Genomic DNA, 18978 nt, shown 5'->3' with positions numbered 1-18978 from the left:
TTTCCCATATTGCCGAGTTTGGTTTTCGGCAAAGTTTTACAAGCGTTTGTTTGTTTTGCTTGCTTTGGGACATTTGGGGTTTTAAATTGCTTAACAATAAAAAAGCATTCAAGACAACTTGTTGTAAGTCAAACCTATTTATGAAGAAAAGTAATTTATTTTGGCTGGCCTCGGCCCTCAGCGGGGTTGTGGCAGCCGGATGCTCCAAGCCTGCCGTGCAGCAGGCTACCACCACTGAGACAGCGGCGGTAAGCCAGTCTGAACCCGAGGTGAAAGGCGTAGGGCTGAACATGGCGAACCTGGACCGCAGCGTTTCTCCCTGCGAGGATTTCAACCTCTTCGCCAATGGCGGATGGGTCAAAAACAATCCCATTCCGGCTTCCGAGAGCCGTTGGGGCAGCTTCAATGAACTCGCCGATAACAACAACGCCACGTTACGCTCGGTGGTGGATGCGGCGGTGAAGCAAGCGAATGCCACCAAAGGTTCTTCCACGCAGTTGGTAGGTGATTTCTATGCCGCTGGTATGGATTCTGCCGCCATTGAGCGCGCGGGGCTTACGCCGTTGAAACCTGAGTTGGACAGAATCAACGCGGTGAAAGACAGAAACAGCCTGCTGCAGACCATGGCCCGCATGCGAGTATTGGGCCGGGGCGGGGTGTTTGGGTTCTATGTAGGCCAGGACGACAAGAACAGCACCCAGTACATTGTCAACATCAACCAAAGCGGCCTGGGCTTGCCCGACCGTGATTATTACCTGAAGACCGATGCCCGCTCTAAGAGCGTGAAAGAGGAGTACCAGAAGCACATCGGCAACATGTTCCGTTTGCTGGGCGACAATGAAGCCACTGCGCGTAAAAATGCTGCCAAAGTGGTGGAATTGGAGACTCGTCTGGCTAACGCCTCCATGACCCGGGTGCAGCAACGCGATCCGCACGCGACCTACAACAAAATGACCATTGCCGAGCTTCAGAAACTAGCGCCTAACTTCAACTGGCCTACGCTTCTGAAAAACATGAACGTGACCGGGGCCAAAGAAGTGATTGTGGGTCAGCCTGCCTTCCTGAAAGAAGCCAACGCCATGCTGGCCTCCGTGCCTGTTTCTGACTGGAAAACCTACCTTCGCTGGCACTTGGCTCGTACTTCGGCGGCGTATCTGCCCCAGGCGTTTGTACAGGAAAGCTTCAACTTCAACAGCAAATTCCTGAGCGGTGCCAAAGAAATGCAGCCCCGCTGGAAGCGCGTGCTGCGCATGACCGATGCCACCATCGGGGAGGCCTTGGGTCAGGAGTACGTAGACAAAGCCTTCTCGCCTGAGGCCAAAGCCAAGGCTTTAGAAATGGTGAACAACCTACGAGCTGCTTTCCAGGAGCACGTGAAAAACTTGGACTGGATGAGCGCTGCCACCAAGCAACAGGCGTTGGCCAAGCTAAATGCCTTTGCGGTGAAAATTGGGTACCCCGAGACTTGGGAGAACTACGAAGGGTTAACAGTTAGCCGTACTTCGTACCTGCAAAACGTGTTGAATGCTTCTGAGTGGGGCTTCAGAGACAACGTTAGCAAATTGGGCAAGCCGGTGGATCGCGCTGAGTGGGGCATGACGCCTCCTACTGTGAATGCCTACTACAACCCAAGCATGAACGAGATTGTGTTCCCGGCCGGGATCCTGCAGCCTCCATTCTTTGACCCTAAAGCCGATGACGCCGTGAACTACGGTGGTATGGGGGCCGTGATCGGGCACGAACTAACTCACGGTTTCGATGACCAGGGCAGCCAGTACGACCCAGAAGGTAACCTGCGTGACTGGTGGACCGCCGAAGACAAAGCCAAGTTCAAGCAGCGCACTGACCTGGTAGACCGCCAGTACAGCGCCATGCAGCCACTGGATAGCGTGTTTGTGAATGGGAAACTGACCATGGGCGAAAACATCGCCGATATCGGGGGCTTGAACATTGCCTACACCGCTCTGCAGAAAGCCATCGCCAACAAGAACGTGGGCAAGATTGACGGCTTTACGCCCGACCAGCGTTTCTTCCTAGCTTGGGCCCAGATCTGGAGAACTAACGCCACCGAGAACTTCCTGCGCCAGCAAGTCTTGACCGATCCGCACTCTCCGGCTTCCTTCCGGATCAACGGACCTCTGTCTAACATGCCGCAGTTCTACAAAGCCTTCGGCTGCGCCCCCGGCAACAAAATGTACCGCCCTGATGCCGAGCGCGTGCATATTTGGTAATTACCGTTTTATGGCCATGTCGGTCAAAACTAATAAAAAACGCACCTCAGCAATGAGGTGCGTTTTTTATTATATGCTATACAATCCACCTGACCCGCAAAGCAAATATAGGTTTTGCAGCGCCTCCTTAAGCAAGGCAGTTCCTGCGGCAGGCTGGGGCGAAAGCCTACAGTGAGGCCGAGCACCGGGCTGCCGCAAGCAATGGATGCTCAAATGGTAATGGCCTGCATGTGCGATGCAACAGAGAACGCTGGCGGGGTGGTACCTTGCCTGAAGCCTCACTGTCCGAGCGTCAGCGAGTTTGAGGCTTCTTGATTCTTTTGGTTACTTTTCTCATCAAGGAGAAAAGTGACAAACGCCCGCAGACCCCGGCTGCAACTAGAAGGTTGTAAGGAAGGATGTAGAAAGTAAAGACCCACAAAGCAGTTTTGAGGCTAGCGCCTCACTGCAGTTGCAAACTGCAGCACATGGTAGGTCCAAGTTGAAAACTTGAACCAGGAAAGAGAAGACAGGAAAGAGAAAAGAAGCCGTAATCATCCATCTACCCTCCATCAAAGACAGACGTGTGCTTTTTTAGCGTTTTCCAAAAACGAGCGATATACGCCTGTTGGTTTTAGCCCAACTACTCTTACATAAAAGAAAAAAGCACCTTTATCAGAGGTGCGTTTTAGATACAGCTATAAGCCCTACTTACCTGATCACTTTCACCTTCATCCCCACATCCTTCACCGGCCATTTGGTCTGGTCCACCGGCACAGCCGCAATGCTGTCCACTACTTCCATGCCTTTCAATACCTCTCCAATCACGGTAAAGGTCTGGTCCAGGTTAGGCGCGCCACCAATGGTACGGTAAGCCTGTTTCTGGGCGGGGGAAAGGTTCAGTTTGAATTCCTTGATGTTAGCCTGCAACTCATAGTCGGGAAGTTGGTGGCCTTGCACGATGTAGAAGTCTTTGTTGGAGGACATCCGCTCGGGGTTCTCCTCATCGCCGTAGCGGGCCATCCCTACCGCACCCCGCTTGTGGAAATAATGCGGCTTGATCTCGGGCGGAATCTTGTAGGAGCCAATCTTCATGGTCTGGAAATCTGATCTGCCGCCCTGGATCATGAAATCCTTCTCTACCCTGAAGAACACGGTTTTGTCAAAGAAGCCGTAGTTGGCCAGCCGCACAAAGTTAGCCCGATGGAGCGGCGTGTCTTTGTACAGCCTGATCTTGATATCGCCTTTGGGTGTGTTGATTAGCACCAGCGTGTCATTGGGATGGGCCTGTCCATAAGCAGTGAGCGTGTCCACGACGGTTTCCTGAGTAAGGATGGTTGGGGCAGGTGGAGGAGTGGGTTCCTTGGCCACAGCGGATTGCTCTTGCTTCTGACCACAAGCTCCCAGAAGGGTCAGGCCCGTGGCAATCATAACTATAATGGATCGTAGGTATGGGGTATGATTCAGGGCCATTTTTCTAAAACTGCTGCTTTTCTGGGATAAGTAAAACTAGAAAATAGAAGTCAAATCCTCAAGAATAAAGCCTTGGTGGCTGCTTAAGTGTCCTTCTAAATTTATGAGTTTACAGTGAAAAAAAGCTTAGGTTTAAAATAGTAAAATTCTATATAAATGGCCTTTATACGTGAGAATAAATTGAAAGACTCAAGGAGTTTGGTTGTAAATACATATTGTTGTTTCTAAATCAATTCTTATCAAAGCTTGGTATAAATTAAGTTCTTCAATAGAAAGGCCGCCCCTGTTTTCAGAAGCGGCCTTTCTGTTTTAGGCGCTTTTTAAGGAAATAAGCCCTAAACGAGAACTACAAAGTGCTGGTATTATGTCGTGGTTTCTTCCCCAACAGCAATGGGACGGTTGCTGCGGCACCATTCGCTCCAGGAACCCACGTACAATTTGGCTCCTTTGATACCGGCGCTTTCCAGAGCCAGCAATGTATGGCAGGCCGTTACCCCCGAGCCGCAATGCACAATGATGTTTTCCGGTGCCACGTCTTTGGTTACGGCTTTATACTTCTCCTGCAACTCAGCGGGTGAAAGGAAGCGTCCGTTAGGACCGAGGTTGCCCGTTAAGGGAACGTTCACGGCGCCTGGGATATGTCCGGCTACGGGGTCAATGGGTTCGCTCTCGCCCAGGTAGCGGTAAGCATCGCGCACATCTATGACTATATGGCTTTTATCTCCGGCTACCTGGGTAACTTCCTCCAGATTAGCGGTGGGGCGTTGCCAGGCGGTAACGGGGTAAGCCGAGGTACTGGTAGGTGCCGCAACTTCTTGGCTGGTAGGGAAACCAGCTTGCAGGGCTGCCTGCAGACCACCGTCCAGTACCTGCACCTGCTCGTGGCCTACGGCTTTGAGCATCCACCAGAATCGGGAAGCAGCATTGGCTCCGTTTTTATCATCGTAAATCACCACCCGTGAGGTGGGGCTGATGCCCAAAGAACCCAGGTAAGCGGCGAATTGATCTATCGGCGGAAGCGGGTGCCGGCCTCCCTGTGCCGCATCCTGCGGAACGGCCGCCAAATCTTTCTCCAAATCTACATGCCGGGCGCCGGTCAAATGCTCTTTTTGATATTGGGAGAAAGCATCGGGGCCTTGTCGCGCGTCAATAAGCACCAGGTCTTGGTCTTGGGCTAAGGAAAGCAGGTCTTTGGGATCCAGAATGGGAGATAACATGGGTGACGTTTTAGAACTTAGAAATGAACTAGAGGAATCTACTGGCAAAAGGAGGATAAGTAGGATTCTGAAAGCTCTGTTTCAAGGCTATTTTCTGAAAAAAGGCCTCGAAACAGAGTCTGAAACCATTACTCCGCCTTAGGGTCTTCGCAGTTGATGTCTTTAAAAACCTGGCTGATGGCATCCTCGGCGCTGCGCAGCTTTTGCTTGCAGAGTTTGATAAGTTCAGAGGACCGCTGCACTTTCTGGGTCAGTTCATCCACGTCTACATCGTCGTTCTCAATGGCTTTCAGGATTGCCTCTAGTTCCTGAGTGGCTTGTTTATAGGTAATATTGCTCATCGCTAGTTATTTTTTGGATTAGGGGGTTATGAACTAAGCATTGAAAACCATAAGGAGTAGGACGTTGACAGAAAGATGGCTGGGTTGTTCCTAGATCCTGGTTCTCAGTTTTTAATACTATCTGATTTAGTCAAAAAGGTCTGGTTCTTTGGTTTTGGTGACTTTACTGATCACCGATCCGGCCAGCAATCTGGTTTGTAGCACATCGTTGGTAGTTACCTGATCCAGGGAGCGCAGCAGCTTGCCATTGACGTACGTGAGCGTGTAGCCGCGCATGAGCATGATCTCGGGGTCGTGCGACTTGAAATCCATTTCCATGAGCTGTAGCTGGTGCCCTTTGATCTGCAGGTGGTCCTTGGCACCGTACAGGAGCCGTTGCTGGTTCTTCTGGAAATGCATCTGGGCTTTCTGCAGGCGTTGTTTCGCGGATAATTGAATACAATGCTCCACGTGGGTCACCTTACGCTGTCCGGTTTCCAGTTTCTTGAGGGAATTGGTTTCCAGGTGCAGCACATATTGCTGTTGCCGGTTTTCCTTTGCCCTAAGCAACTGCTCTACCGTGTGGGTGAGGCGCAGTTCTTCGCACATGACATGGCGCTGTTCGCTTGTCAGGAATTTCTGCGGCTTATCAGACAGGGTGCGGGTCTGGCATTCCAGCTGGAACTGCCGGCGGTGCAGAAACTGATTCGTGCCGTGCTGCACCTGGGCGGCCAACTGGGAGACGCGGCGCTCGGCAACTACGGCCAAAGCGGTGGCGGCATCCTTGATCCGCAGAAAAACTTCCTCTACGCCAGCCTCAAACTCATTGAGCCGGTCAATAAGAAAGGCGGCTACGGCCGTGGGCGTTTTCAAAGGCGTGTGGGCCACCAGATCGGTGATGGACTCGTCACGCTCGTGGCCAATGCCCGTGAGTACCGGCAGAGGCATCTGGGCTACCGCCGAGGCTAGTTCATAGTGGTCAAAGCACAGCAGATCAGTCTGGGAACCACCACCCCTGATGATGACCACCGCATCAAACGCCTGTTGTTGCAGCGATACCCTGGACAGAGCCGCTTTGATGGATGAAACCGCCTCTATCCCCTGCACGCTGGCCTCAAAAAGCGTGAGCTTGAAGGCGTAGCCAAAAGGATTGTTCGCCAACTGGGCCACAAAGTCCTGGTAACCGGCGGCGGTAGGAGAAGAGATGATGGCCAATCTTTGCGGAACCTCGGGCAAGGCTTGCTTTTTGTTCAGGTCCAGCAATCCTTCGGTCTGAAGGCGGGCAATGGTTTCCTGGCGCTGGCGGGCAAGGTCGCCTACGGTGTAGGTGGGGTCAATGTCGTGGATGTCCAGGCTGAAGCCATAGAGTTCATGGAAGCGCGGGCTGGCGTTGAACAGGATCTTCAGTCCGGCCCTGAGCGGATGCCCGGTCTGGGCCTCAAAGTACTGGGCGATCTCCTGAAACTGGCGTTTCCAAATGGTGCCGCGGGCCTGGGCCGTAAGGGTGCTCTTGGAGCCAGGTTCTTTGTCGGTGAGGGTAAGATAGCAGTGGCCGCTCTGGTGGTGCACCCGGGCCTCGGAAATCTCCGCGATGATCCAGTACCGGTGCGGCAGGGCATTCTCTATCTCCTCGCGCAGGCGCCGGTTGAATTCATAGAGCGTGAATGGCCTATTGGTACTAACGGTAAACGAAATCTCTTCGCTACTACTCTGAAAAAATGTCCCCATGCCGTGCGCTCCTCTTTATTTCAGTAGGCTAAAATTACGGTTTTTCTGTGGGCCGCCAACCAAATTGCTAAAAATTTAAGCAATTTACCTGCAGCCATAAAAGTCCAGCGAATTGGAGCCCAAAGAGTTAAGTCCTTCCTCTAAGTAAATAAAATTTGCCCACAATCCGGCAACTTAATCCTCGGCCTGGAAGATTTCCCTGTCAATTCATCTAGGTGCGAAATCCGGTTGCCGCGGGCAAGTTTGGGTCTGCCTCCGTTTCAAGGTTCTTTTTCTCGAAACAGCTTAAGAACGCCTTGAAGCTACGCCGATGTATTTGTAAGGAACTTTTCGTTTGCATCAAATTTGGGAAAACAAGGCGAGAAACGTATCTCCCAAAGAGGGTTTCTTTATGTAAAAGGTGAGGTTTTCTAAGAAAGATAAAATTAGCCTCGCTTCCGAGGAAATTGTTACAAAAGTACAAATCCTTAAGCGGGCTCTTCGCGTTGTAAGAATCATTCCTATCTTTGGTAGCGCCATTGGAGCGGGATGCTCCAGCACATCAGTAGAACCGTATGTCAACACTAGTACTCAGCGAGATTTATATTTACCCTATCAAATCATTAAGTGGCATCTCCCTCACCTCTGCGCAGGTAGAGGAACGGGGCCTGCAGTATGACCGCCGCTGGATGCTGATTGACGACAGCGGTATTTTCCTGACCCAGCGCAAATACGCCGAGATGGCGCTCCTGCAGGTGGCCCTTACGCCCGATGGCCTGCAGGTGACCCACAAAACCCGGGACCTGACGCCGTTAGTGGTGCCCTACGAAACCAACAGCACCCGCTCCACCTTGGTTACCATTTGGGACGACATCTGCTTTGCCTTCATCGTGAGCCCCGAGGCCAATGCTTGGTTCTCTGAGGCGTTGGGCATCAGCTGCCGGCTAGTGTACATGCCGGAGAACTCTATAAGATTAATCGATCCCAACTATGCCAAGCACAACGAGAAAGTGAGCTTTTCAGATGGCTACCCGTTTCTCGTCATCGGGCAGGAATCTCTGAATGACCTGAACAGCCGCCTGCAGGAGCAGGTGCCCATCAATCGGTTCCGGCCCAACTTTGTGTTCACCGGCGGGCAGCCGTACGTGGAGGAAAAATGGAAGACCTTTAAGATAGGGGAGGTGCTGTTCTACGGGGCTAAGCCCTGCGGCCGCTGCAACGTGACCACCATAAACCAGGACACTGCCCAGGCCGGGACAGAGCCGCTCAAAACGCTATCTACCTATCAGAAGAAAGGCAACAAAGTCATCTTCGGGATGAACCTGATTGGTTTGTCCACGGGCACCGTGAAAGTGGGCGACAAGATCTTGGTGATGGAAGTGGGCCCATCCGCCAGTGCGGAATAGGTTTTCGCGGGATCTTCCTACCTTTGCGCCACAGGCACGATGCTCGTTTTAGGGCTTATTTGATGAAAATACCTCTGAAACGCTAGACTGGACATACACTTTTAAATACGTTTCGCGCCATGACGCAACACAGCCGCTATCTGATCACCGCCACCGGAGGCGAAGAAATAGACCTAACCTACGCCAAGGAACTGCGCAGCAACAATCTTTTCCCGTTTGGCCTGCACAATTACGCCATCTACCATACTCCCGAGGGCCTGTTTGTGAAAGCCACCAACTCAGACAACCCAAACCTGATGCTGGACCAGTACGAGGTGATTGAGGAAGCCGCCGCCCGTGGCTACTCGCATCCGCACCAGCGCGTAGAAGAAGAATAAAAGATGCATCACCGCAGGTCTTCCTGCGTAAAATAACCCGGTCCTGCCGAAGAGAAAGAACCTTCTCCGGCAGGTCCGGGTTATTCTTTTTAAAGACTTGACTAAGATGCAATCCAATATATTTTCTATCCGCTTACGCTTTCTGTTTCTAATCGCTTTTTGTGGCTTATTGGTATTCACGGGCTGTAGTCCGCAGAATTCGCTGCGCGGGGTTTTCAAGAAACAGACCCCTTATGAGAAATACCAGGCCAGTCTGAAAGCCGCTAAACTAGACGAAACCGGTTTAGGAAAGCAATGGGTAGCCGCCGGTGAGCGGGCCCTGCAGCAACCCGTTCCAATCACGCTTCCGTTCAAAGAAACTGGCTATTTCCCTGCGGATAAGCCCCTAGCCGCCGGTTACCGGTTCACGGTAAAACAGGGCCAGAAAGTGGCCGTGAAGGTGCAGACCCAAGGCCGCGAGGTGCCCCAGGTGTTTATTGACTTGTTTGAGACCGATGTCGCTAATCCGGCCCAGCCCAAGCAGGTAGCCAACGCCGACACTACCGCCCAAGACCTGGAATATGAGATTGAGGAAGAAGTACCGCATCTGTTGCGGGTGCAGCCTGAGCTTTTGAGAAGCGGACAGTACACCGTGACCATTGAGAGTGCTCCCGTGCTCGCTTTCCCCGTGCAGGGAAAAGACAGCCGCGCAGTGCAGAGTTTCTGGGGCCAGGACCGCGATGCCGGAGCCAGAAAGCACGAAGGCATTGACATTTTCGCGGCGCGCAATACCCCGGTGGTCGCCTCGGTGGAAGGCATGGTGACTAGAGTGAACACTACGCCCATCGGCGGGAAAGTGGTCTGGCTCTCTGACCTTAAAAGGCAGCAAAGTTTGTATTACGCCCACTTAGACAGCCAACTGGTGCAGCCGGGGCAGCGCGTCTCCATTGGTGATACGCTGGGGCTGCTGGGAAATACCGGAAATGCCAAATCTACTGCGCCGCACCTGCACTTCGGGATTTACCGGTTCGGGCAGGGTGCGGTAGATCCTTATCCTTATGTATTCAAGGACCGCACCAAGCCTGCCGGCTTCCAGGCCGATGAGAAGAAACTGGGCAACTGGGTGCGCGTAGCCAAGCCAAATGCCTCTTTGCGCGAGACCGCTTCATCCGGGGCCACCCCGCTGCAGAAGCTTGCCCAATACACACCTCTGCAGGTGCTGGCTGGTTCCGCCTCGTGGTACCGCGTCCTGCTACCAGATGGTCGTCAGGGCTACGTGGCCGCGTCTATGGTAGAGACCCTGGAGAAACCTATCCAGGATTTTAGGCTCCGCCGCGAGGCGCCTTTGCTGGAGGCTTCCTCCGTGGATGCCGCCGCTCAAAAAAGCATTTCCGCTGATTCTACGGTGCGCGTATTGGCTAAGCAGGATGAATTTTGGCTCGTGAAAGACGCGGAGGGCACCACCGGCTGGATTCCTGTGGAGGTGGCCCGCTAACCATTCAGATGCGGCTATTTTGAACATTCACCGCTTCAAGGACGTATTTTATATTGACAAACAACATTTCTGACAACGTAATCATTTACCGTTCTATGCAACCTTAAAGCAGGATTATGGCCGAACTATGGGCAGTCACGAGCGCGCACTCTTATATATCCATCAAATATGAAGAGGAGCAGGATTGGTTTTACGTGAAGTGGTGTGGTCACATCAACTCAGATGATGTGGTAACGGTGGCCCAAACCTACCTGGAGCTGCAAAAAGAGAAACGCTGCCCTAAGCTGTTGAATGACAAAAGCGAGGTGACCGGCGAATGGGAGGAGGCCAACGACTGGCTGGAGTACGAATGGAAACCAGATCTGGAGGAAACCGGGCTGGTCTACATGGCCATGGTCCTGTCCCGCGACATGCACGATCTGGTTGCCGCCCAGGATCTGCAACGCCGGTTGTCCTCCTTGATCAATGTGTCTTTGTTCTATGATCTGGCCACGGCAAAGGCGTGGCTGGCCAATCCTAGCAAACCAGCCTAGCAGAAGTCCGTTGGGCATGCCAGCGGGCTATTGCTTTATCTCTCTGGCCAGGTCTTTGGCGTCTTTGGTGGTTTCCAGCGTCAGGTACTCGGCTTGCAGGGCTTTGATCTTGAGTTTGTCCTGGCCCGGAATCTGATCTTCTACCTGGTCTTTTTTCTGGTTCAATCGGCTGTAAATCTCATCTACATAATCCCAGTCTGCGGCGGTCCAGGTGGTGCGGCGGGCCCGTACGTTCTGCAGGAATTGGGTGTACACCTCCCGCATCTGCGCGGCCGTCAACTGCGCATCCAAAGCATTCGCAGACCCGAAAAGTTCTTCTTCAAAGCGTTGCAGGGTTTGCTGGTTTAGGGGCATGGCGCTACGCTGTTGGTTGCGGGTTTCCCAGTTCTCGTACTTCCTTCTCAGCTCTTTGTACTCGGCTTTGGATTTGGCCGAGAGGCTATCCATTTTGGTGTCCAGCTGCGCGGTCTTCTCCCGGAACTCCTCTCTGATGCGGGCACCTCTTTTGGTGGTGTCACTGTCATTTCTGCCGGTGCTGTCGGTTTTATCTCGCATCCACTCCCGTAATTCCGCTAAGTCCTGTTCCGCGCGGGTCTGCGGCTGGTCTTTGGGGTTGTCGTTAGAGGGGGAAGTACGCTCACAGGCGGTGCCGCCTAACAGGGCCAGCGTGAGTGCACCTGCAGCCAGGAATTTTGGGTAGATCGGGTTCATATCGCTTTTTTCCTATGTATACGAGGGATTTCCGTTTGGGATGGAATCCGGTTTCCAGAAGAAAGCCTCCGTGTAATATGAACCTGATTTTCTCTGTGAAATCTTAGTAGTTGGGCAGGAAGAACCTTTGTTCAAAGGTTGACTTGGCAGAGGTCAAACTCTCGTTAAAAAAAAGCCGGGGCCTGTTTAGGGGCTGTTTTGCAGAAAACAGCCTCTAAACAGGCCCCAGTGATAACAAGCGTCAATGGTTTAAAACAACCCGAACAGCTCAATATTGATACGGTCAATGATCACGCCCAAGTCCTCGGGGTTCTGCACGAAATCCATCTGGTTTACGTCCACCACTAGCAGTTTACCGTGTTGGTAGCCGGCAATCCATTGGTCATAGTGCTCGTTCAGGTTTTTGAGGTAAGCCAACGAAATATTGTCTTCGTAGTCACGTCCGCGTTTCTGGATCTGGCCAATCAATTTGGGGAGGTCGGCTTTAAGGTATACCAGCAGGTCCGGGGCTTTCACCATCTTGGTCATAGACTCAAAAAGGTTAAAGTAGTTCTGGTAATCGCGGTCGCTCATCATGCCGGAATGGTGCAGGTTCTTGGCGAAGATGAAGGCGTCTTCGTAAATGGTGCGGTCCTGGATGACGCCGTTGGTGCGCTCATTGATCTGCAGGACCTGGTTGAAGCGGCTGTTGAGGAAGAAGACCTGCAGATGGAACGCCCAACGCGGCATGTCTTCATAAAAATCTTTGAGGTAAGGGTTGTTGTCTACGGCTTCCAGGAAAACATCCCACTTATAATGTTGGGCCAGCTTGGTAGCCAGGGTGGTTTTGCCGGCCCCAATGTTGCCTACTATTGCAATATGCATGTGCTCTTTCTACTGTTGTTAAACGCGGATCGCAAAAGTACGGGTTTCACCTCAGATTTCAGGCAGGCCTTTCAGTATCAAGTTAAAAAAGAAGGGGCAAGGTTTGGCTTAGGCGTAAGACTCATTGATCCACTTCACCACGTTCATGAGGGAAAGTTTGATTTTGGTGAGTAGCAGGTCTTTCTCCTGCAGAGTGCCTTTCTTCCAGGATTTGAGTTCCTGCTTCAGTTGTTTGGTCTCTTCTTTGGTGCGCGGCGTGGATAGCAACTCGCTGAGTTCTGGCTTTCCGCCGTCTACCCAGCAGGTGTACCAGAACGCGGCCGTTTTCTCAGCCGAGGCGCGCATGCGGTCTTGCACCATGGTGCCCAGTGCCTGGTTGTACGCGGTGGCAAAAGCGTCTGTGTAGTTCTTGCGGGTGCGGCCGTTGCGCTCAGAGGTGGTGTATTTGGTGGCTTCGGTGAAATTCTGGCTTACCTGTTTTTCAACGGCCAGCAGCTGCGGTACTAACTGGTGCGAGGCCCTGATTACGTTCCAGATCTCTTCCTCGGGGTTTTTGAGGTACTGGGCTTTTTCGTGTCTGAGATTGTAGTGGGCCAGGTTCTGCTCGGGGAGTTTGGACTCCCAGAGGCTGTGCAAGCCGGTCTGGCCGGTTAGCTGGCCGTCATGGTTCAGGCTGGTGTGCAACGGCACGTGGGCATCCTGGAGGTAGTGGGCTAGGTCGGCGGAGTAGAAGAGAATGCTGTCCTTGTCTTTCCGGTAGAAGGCCTGCGTGAGCCGGTCTTTGATCTTGATCACCTGCCACGGCACCACGCCGTATTTCTGCAGGGTGTCGGCGTTGTATTTAGTAGCTGCGGCATTATAGGAGTGGGGCACGTGCTCCAGCGGGTTCTCGCCGAAAGCCTCCAGGTCTATAAAGTGACGGGGTGCCTCCTGCGGATCGGTGTTGCGCCGCTCGTCGGGCCGTACTGAAGTCTCCACCAGGTGCGCCATGTTGCGGTGGAAGAACGGTTGCATACTCTTGGGCAACCCGTAAATAGCCAACTGCTGAATTACCTTATGCCCGAAGAAACCCCAAGAATATCCAGAAACAGAGCTGTTGAGAATAATTCCTAGTATTAATGTAACTTTTACAATACGGCTGTAAAACATAAGTAATAAATATTACAATATTTAGTAGAATAAGCCAATATGCTATTACTGTTTGCCGGGGGACAAAAATCAACTGGTCTCAGTGAGATTCAGCTCCATAATGTAGTCATTAAGCGTGAACTGGGCAAAAGGAATGTCTATAATTTTTATAATCTTAAACCCGGACTTGAAATAGAAGTGCTGGGCCGGGTTTTGGCGGTGCACGTTTAATTCCAATTTTAGGCCTCCCTGGGCTTTTGTTCTTTGTATTACTTCTTGCAGAAGCCTCCTGCCAAAGCCTAAGCCTTGGAAGTCTGGGTGGATGTAGAGTTTATTCAGTTTATACCGCTGCTCCGCGGCGTCCAGAAGCGAGAAGGCCGAGAAAGCCGCCGGGGTGCTACCCTGAGAGAGCAACAGGAATGTCTGGCCAGTTTCCATCTGCTGTTGCAAAGACGCAAGAGAGTAGATTTCCGTCAGCATAAACTCAATCTGCTCTCCAGAGAGAATCTCGCCGTAGGTAGGGTACCAGGTGGCGTGTGCCAGGTCTTTGATAATGCCCGCGTCTGTTGTGGTTTGAATGGAGATGTGTTCTGAGGTGGAGGGGGAAACAGTCATGGTAAGTAAAGCAAGCGGACTAGCAGTAGCCCGTAGAGTTTATTCTAATAAAATTAGCTAACTGATTATCAGTGGCTTAAATAGTTGCCACAGCTTAATTCCAGACAAAGGTAAGAGACCGTACCCCTAAAAGCACGAGAAAATATTTTCATTTCCTTTGTGGAGAGGAGTGCTAGACTACCACATTCTTCTACTGGCTTGTAAGATGCTGGATAATAAGTTATTAAGCTGCCTAGATGAAAATGGCCTGTTTTTATGAAATCAGGTTGAAAACAGCCGGCCTTTACGGGGTTTTACCCTGATGATTTTGGCCTGATTTAGGGATTAACCATAAGAATTGTCAATTACAGAAAAGATGGGTTCTCCCGTTTTAAGTTGTTTCCCTTGAAATGGCCTGAAAACGAAAGAGCTCCTTCTTTGGGTACACCAGAGAAGGAGCTCTATATATTAGTTACACGCATTTCCTGCCAAGGGAACTAAGTTCTATCTGAACTTATAACCCAAAGACAATTGGAAAACATTGTTCGTGTGATTGATGCCGTTGTCGCTGCCGTCACGCACGTCGGAGAGACCCAGGTTATAGCGGGCCGAAATCTGCCAGGCACTTACGTCATATCCCAAACCTAGGGCAATGGCGCCATCGTACCGGTTCCGGGAATCGGTGATGTCCAGGGTAGTTCTGCCTTCTTTGCGATCGGCAGCCAGCAGGATGCCAAACTGAGGTCCTACCTGCAGATGAAGTCCGCCGGAGATGGTGCCCTTGAAGATAAGCGGCACGTTCAGGTAGTGGTAAGTATAGGTGTACTGGTTGGCCTTCACCCCTTGCTGCGAATAAACTATCTCTGGCTGCAACGCAAATCTGCTGGAGATAGGAGTGGAGGCAAAGCCGCCAAAATGAACGCCTAACCGGGGATCAATGTCCACGTTGGGAATCCGGATGGTAGACACGTTTAGACCTCCCTTCAATCCCAGGCTGGTCTGGGCATGGGCTCCCAAAGCGAAAAACAGAAACAAGGCTGCAACGGACAAGAACTTCTTCATAGGATGTTATCGGAAAATGATTGAGGTTAGAAAGATACGGCAAAGGTCTGGGAAGGATGTAATGCCCCAAAGAGATCCAAGGTTATTTCCAGAACTTTCCTGCCACGCTCCTAAAAGAGCCGGACGAAGGAAACCGGCACTCTTATATAATGAGCGCCAGACTTCTAAATTCAGGTAAAAAAACAGACAATCTTTGGGAGATGAGTGGATGCTAGAAAGTTCTTTGAAGATTAGTATTCAGGTATTTGGCCTTTAGTATCTTCTTTACACTTGCACGGTAGGTGACTGAATTTGCCTTTTGCGGTTCTTTTTCAAAAATGAAGGCTGAAACGAGAAGATTTCGGTTAACCACAGTGTTAAAATTACGGAACTGCTGCAACCTTCTTCTACCAGGCTCGTTAAAGAAGGTATAAATGTTGGTTAAATAGGGTGTAGCGAAACAGATGTCGTAAAAACTAGGCCGAATCGCTGACGTTAAAACTTAAATAAAATTGACCTTTAGGTTAAGCTTTTTAAGGGATACGTGAGTAGTACGTTTAGGAACACAAAGGCGAAAGCCACATCAGGAGTAAAGACATTGATTATTTAACCAATATAAGGAAGGCCTCCCCGACTAGGGGAGGCTTTTCGCTTTTAGGGCAATTCCGTTTCGGGCGTGTTTTCCACAAATCAGCCCTAAAACAAAGCACCGCTGCCTTGTTCTGAAACAAAGCAGCGGTGCTTCAAAAAACCAGACTGAAAGTTACCCTTCTACCTCAATTTTCTTGAAGCGCTTGCCAAAAAAGTAGAACACGGGAATTCCCACGCCCACCAGAATAAGACCCGGCCAGGAGTAATTGGGCTTGTAGATGAGCAGGATCACGCAGATGAACGACGCCATGAGAATGTACAGCGCCGGCAACACCGGATAACCCAGGGCTTTGTACGGCCGAGGCGCATCTGGCATGGTGCGGCGCAAGATGAAAATACCCGCAATGGTCAGGATGTAGAACAGCAGCACCGCAAAGATTACGTAGTCCAACAGGTCTGAGTACCGGCCCGAGAGGCACAGCATACTGGCCCACACGCACTGGATGGCCAGCGCCGCGCCCGGTACGCCGTTCTTGTTCAGTTTGGCCATATTGGGGAAAAACAGCCCGTCTTTGGCCATGGCGTAGTACACGCGCGGCGCAGAAAGAATCACGCCGTTATTGCAGCCAAACGTGGAGATCATGATAAGGATGGCAATGGCAATAGTAGCCGGTGCGCCGCCAATGACCTCAGCCACCGCCGTACCCACCCGGTCATTGCTGGCGAACTGAAGGCCGCGGCTCAGCGCATCGGTGGCAGCTGGGTCTCCCTGCAGAGGCAGAATGGTGAGATACACCACGTTGATGAGGATGTACAGAATCGTCACAATACCGGTTCCAATGGCCATGCTCAGCACGATGGTTCTTTTGGGGTTCACGATCTCATCGCCGGAAAACCCGATGTTGTTCCAGGAATCCGAAGAGAAAAGCGACCCGATCATGGCCGTACTGATGCCCACCAGCAAAGCCCACCCCGACAACGTAGTGCGGGTGATGGCGCCGGTTTCCTTGTCCAAGACCACCGACTGCGCATCCCAAAGATCAGAGAAGTTCAGGTCCATGACCTGAGGACTGGTGCCCAGCAGCAATCCAAACCCCAGAAGCGCAAACAGCGCAATCAGCTTGGTACTGCCAAAGACGTTCTGAATCAATTTCCCGTTCCGGACCCCTTGTTGGTTGATCAAGGTGAGCAGCACAATGGAGGCAATGGCCAGCAACTGCACCGAGGTGAACTTGAGAATGCCCAAATCCAGCAGGACATTGGTCTCGGAGAACCACGGCACCAGCACGCCGGTGAAGCGGGCAAATGCCACGGCCACGGCCGCAATGGTTCCGCTTTGGATCACCAGAAAAAGGGTCCAGCCGTAGAGGAAAGCCACCAACGGGCCGTAAGATTCCCGCAGGTACACGTACTGTCCGCCCGCGCGGGGCATGAGGCTGGTCAGCTCACCGTAGCTCAGGGCGCCCGCCAACGTCATGAGGCCGGTCAGGGCCCACACCACCAGCAGATAACCCGCGCTTCCCACCGATCGGCCAATGTCGGCACTCACGATAAAGATCCCAGACCCAATCATGGAACCGGCCACCAGCATGACGGCATCGAATAGTTTGATCTCGCGCTTAAATCCCGTTGCGGTTTGAGACATAGTTTCTGTGGACGTTACCGTAGAGGTGTCAGACATAGCATTGCGAACGATAGGAGAAAGAAGAAGGAAAGCGGAAAAGAAAAGGCGAAGACCAGGTCTTCGCTCCTTTCCGGTAGAGTCCCAACTACGAGCTGATAACTCTAGACTCAGGACTCTTTTGAATTAAACTTTGCGCGGCGGCAACTCAAACGCTACGGCGTTGTGCTCAAAATGGCCTTTGTGCGATCCGTCGCAGAACGGTTTGTTTTGGGAAAGTCCGCAGCGGCAGATAGACACCACTTCGCGCCCTTGCAGGTTGTACTCGTTGCCCATCGGGTCTACTATGATAAACTCGCCTTCAATTTTAAGCGAGCCGTTGTTGTTCACGGTAAGTTTGGTTTTCATGCTGTTTTTAAGAAAAAAGGGGTAAAAGGTAAAGGAGTTACAAGACGAAGAACCCGGCCCCAAATCGCCCATGGGCAGGAAAGCAGGTTCGCCTCGATCCAAAGATAGTATTTTTGCCCAAAGCTTTGCATCAATGGGCAGGTTTCTGCTTAAAACATCGCCGTGCTTCTGGGCTCGGAATCCGGAGGAAGAGAAGCGTACTTGAAGCGGGCATTTGCATCTGGGCTTATTTTTTCGGTGTTTTAACCCCGGCGGGCAGCGCTGCGTACGTATAAACACTGTTGCTCTCTTTAGTAACCATTGTAAAACCGCTTAGAATACTATGAAAAAAAGCTTCTTGAGCCCTGTGTTGCCAGCATTTCTGGTCCTGGGTCTATTAGGATCCTGTGTGTCTTCCAAAAAATATGAAGCGGCCCTGGCCGAGAACCGCTCCCTGGTGGTGTTGCAGGACGAACTCACCCGCCAGAAAGCCGAGCTGGAAAGCGAACGCGCCCGGCTGCAACAAGACAAAGAGCGCCTGAACCAGGAGAAAGCCGACCTGGCCTCTGAGAAAGCTTCCACCGAAGCCTCTCTGCGCACCAACCTCAGCAACAAAAACCAGCAGGTAGACAAACTTTCCGCCGATCTGCAAGCCCGCGAGGCCCGCCTGGCCGAGATGCAGCGCATCCTGGACGAGAAAGACAAGGCCGTGAACAATCTGCGGCAAGTGGTGAGCAAAGCGCTGCTGGGTTTCAAAGCCTCAGACCTCACTGTGGATGTGCGCAACGGCAAAGTGTATGTGTCTTTGTCTAACCAGCTGCTGTTCAAGTCTGGGTCTACCAAAGTAGATGCCCAGGGGCAGGAAGCCCTGAAGAAACTGGCCGGCGCCCTGCAGAACCAGCAAGACGTGAACGTGGTGGTAGAAGGCCACACCGATGACGTGCCCGTGGCCAGAGGCACCGCCGGCATGCAAGACAACTGGGACCTGAGCGTATTGCGCGCCACCGAGATCACCCGTATCCTCACCGAGGCCGGCGTGGCGCCGCAGCGGGTGACCCCGTCAGGGCGTTCTAAATACGTGCCCGTAGACGCGGCTACCACCGCCGATGCCCGCCAGAAAAACCGCCGCACCGAGATCATTCTCACTCCTAAATTGGACGAGCTTTTCCAGATCCTGGAGAAAAACTAAGCCTGAACATCTGGCATGTCAAGCAGAAGCCCCTGCCCGGAAGAACATCCGGCAGGGGCTTCTTTTTTGGCCTGATTTCTTAAATATAGGCTTAAAAGGATATATTAGAATCTGGAGCATAATTCCGGTGGGCTT

17 protein-coding genes are annotated in these 18978 nt (G+C 52.0%); 6 read left to right on the top strand and 11 right to left on the bottom strand.

Going from position 1 to position 18978, the window contains the following annotated elements; genetic code table 11:
* Positions 1–140: 140 nt before the first annotated feature.
* Positions 141–2231 carry a M13 family metallopeptidase gene (locus FOA19_RS00455; RefSeq protein ID WP_149088837.1) on the top strand — a complete coding sequence of 697 codons (2091 nt, stop codon included), beginning with the start codon at positions 141–143 and terminating at the stop codon, positions 2229–2231.
* Between the two features lie 690 nt (positions 2232–2921).
* Here FOA19_RS00455 and FOA19_RS00450 read toward each other — a convergent pair.
* From FOA19_RS00450 to xseA, 4 genes are all read right to left on the bottom strand, one after another.
* Positions 2922–3683, bottom strand: a complete 762-nt coding sequence (locus FOA19_RS00450) for a peptidylprolyl isomerase (protein ID WP_149088836.1) — start codon at positions 3681–3683, stop codon at positions 2922–2924.
* A 362-nt stretch (positions 3684–4045) separates the two neighbouring features.
* Positions 4046–4900: a sulfurtransferase gene (locus FOA19_RS00445; protein ID WP_149088835.1), complete on the bottom strand. Its 855-nt coding sequence runs from the start codon at positions 4898–4900 to the stop codon at positions 4046–4048.
* A 128-nt stretch (positions 4901–5028) separates the two neighbouring features.
* The gene (gene xseB, locus FOA19_RS00440) at positions 5029–5241 is read right to left on the bottom strand and encodes an exodeoxyribonuclease VII small subunit (protein ID WP_149088834.1); all 213 of its coding nucleotides are present in this window, start codon (positions 5239–5241) and stop codon (positions 5029–5031) included.
* Positions 5242–5367: 126 nt separating this feature from the next.
* On the bottom strand, positions 5368–6948 hold the full coding sequence (gene xseA, locus FOA19_RS00435) for an exodeoxyribonuclease VII large subunit (RefSeq protein ID WP_149088833.1): 1581 nt from the start codon (positions 6946–6948) through the stop codon (positions 5368–5370).
* 554 nt (positions 6949–7502) lie between these two features.
* Here xseA and FOA19_RS00430 point away from each other — a divergent pair.
* From FOA19_RS00430 to FOA19_RS00415, 4 genes are all read left to right on the top strand, one after another.
* Positions 7503–8333 (top strand): MOSC domain-containing protein, encoded by an 831-nt coding sequence (locus FOA19_RS00430; protein ID WP_149088832.1) that lies wholly within the window; start codon positions 7503–7505, stop codon positions 8331–8333.
* A gap of 119 nt (positions 8334–8452) precedes the next feature.
* Positions 8453–8710 (top strand): hypothetical protein, encoded by a 258-nt coding sequence (locus FOA19_RS00425; RefSeq protein WP_149088831.1) that lies wholly within the window; start codon positions 8453–8455, stop codon positions 8708–8710.
* A gap of 106 nt (positions 8711–8816) precedes the next feature.
* Positions 8817–10184 (top strand): M23 family metallopeptidase, encoded by a 1368-nt coding sequence (locus tag FOA19_RS00420; RefSeq protein ID WP_149088830.1) that lies wholly within the window; start codon positions 8817–8819, stop codon positions 10182–10184.
* 116 nt (positions 10185–10300) lie between these two features.
* Entirely contained in the window at positions 10301–10717 is a 417-nt protein-coding gene (locus FOA19_RS00415; RefSeq protein ID WP_149088829.1) for a hypothetical protein, read from the top strand.
* Between the two features lie 27 nt (positions 10718–10744).
* Here FOA19_RS00415 and FOA19_RS00410 read toward each other — a convergent pair whose 3' ends face one another.
* From FOA19_RS00410 to FOA19_RS00380, 7 genes are all read right to left on the bottom strand, one after another.
* Positions 10745–11428: a hypothetical protein gene (locus tag FOA19_RS00410; RefSeq protein WP_149088828.1), complete on the bottom strand. Its 684-nt coding sequence runs from the start codon at positions 11426–11428 to the stop codon at positions 10745–10747.
* A gap of 249 nt (positions 11429–11677) precedes the next feature.
* Positions 11678–12292 carry a deoxynucleoside kinase gene (locus FOA19_RS00405; protein WP_149088827.1) on the bottom strand — a complete coding sequence of 205 codons (615 nt, stop codon included), beginning with the start codon at positions 12290–12292 and terminating at the stop codon, positions 11678–11680.
* Positions 12293–12400: 108 nt separating this feature from the next.
* Entirely contained in the window at positions 12401–13441 is a 1041-nt protein-coding gene (locus tag FOA19_RS00400; RefSeq protein WP_149088826.1) for a zinc dependent phospholipase C family protein, read from the bottom strand.
* Positions 13442–13510: 69 nt separating this feature from the next.
* Positions 13511–14035, bottom strand: a complete 525-nt coding sequence (locus FOA19_RS00395; protein WP_149088825.1) for a GNAT family N-acetyltransferase — start codon at positions 14033–14035, stop codon at positions 13511–13513.
* Between the two features lie 483 nt (positions 14036–14518).
* Positions 14519–15076, bottom strand: coding sequence for a porin family protein (locus FOA19_RS00390; RefSeq protein ID WP_149088824.1), 558 nt, complete (start codon positions 15074–15076; stop codon positions 14519–14521).
* Between the two features lie 742 nt (positions 15077–15818).
* Positions 15819–17291 carry an APC family permease gene (locus FOA19_RS00385; RefSeq protein ID WP_149088823.1) on the bottom strand — a complete coding sequence of 491 codons (1473 nt, stop codon included), beginning with the start codon at positions 17289–17291 and terminating at the stop codon, positions 15819–15821.
* A 162-nt stretch (positions 17292–17453) separates the two neighbouring features.
* Positions 17454–17675, bottom strand: a complete 222-nt coding sequence (locus tag FOA19_RS00380) for a CDGSH iron-sulfur domain-containing protein (RefSeq protein ID WP_149088822.1) — start codon at positions 17673–17675, stop codon at positions 17454–17456.
* Positions 17676–17997: 322 nt separating this feature from the next.
* On the opposite strand from FOA19_RS00380, the gene FOA19_RS00375 reads away from it, so the two are divergent.
* On the top strand, positions 17998–18843 hold the full coding sequence (locus FOA19_RS00375; RefSeq protein WP_149088821.1) for an OmpA/MotB family protein: 846 nt from the start codon (positions 17998–18000) through the stop codon (positions 18841–18843).
* Positions 18844–18978: the final 135 nt, after the last annotated feature.

Source organism: Rufibacter hautae (genome assembly GCF_008271695.1).
In the GTDB taxonomy this organism is placed as follows: Bacteria; Bacteroidota; Bacteroidia; order Cytophagales; family Hymenobacteraceae; genus Nibribacter; species Nibribacter hautae.
Note: the sequence above shows the minus strand (reverse complement) of the source record. Positions and strands in the feature narration are given on the sequence as shown.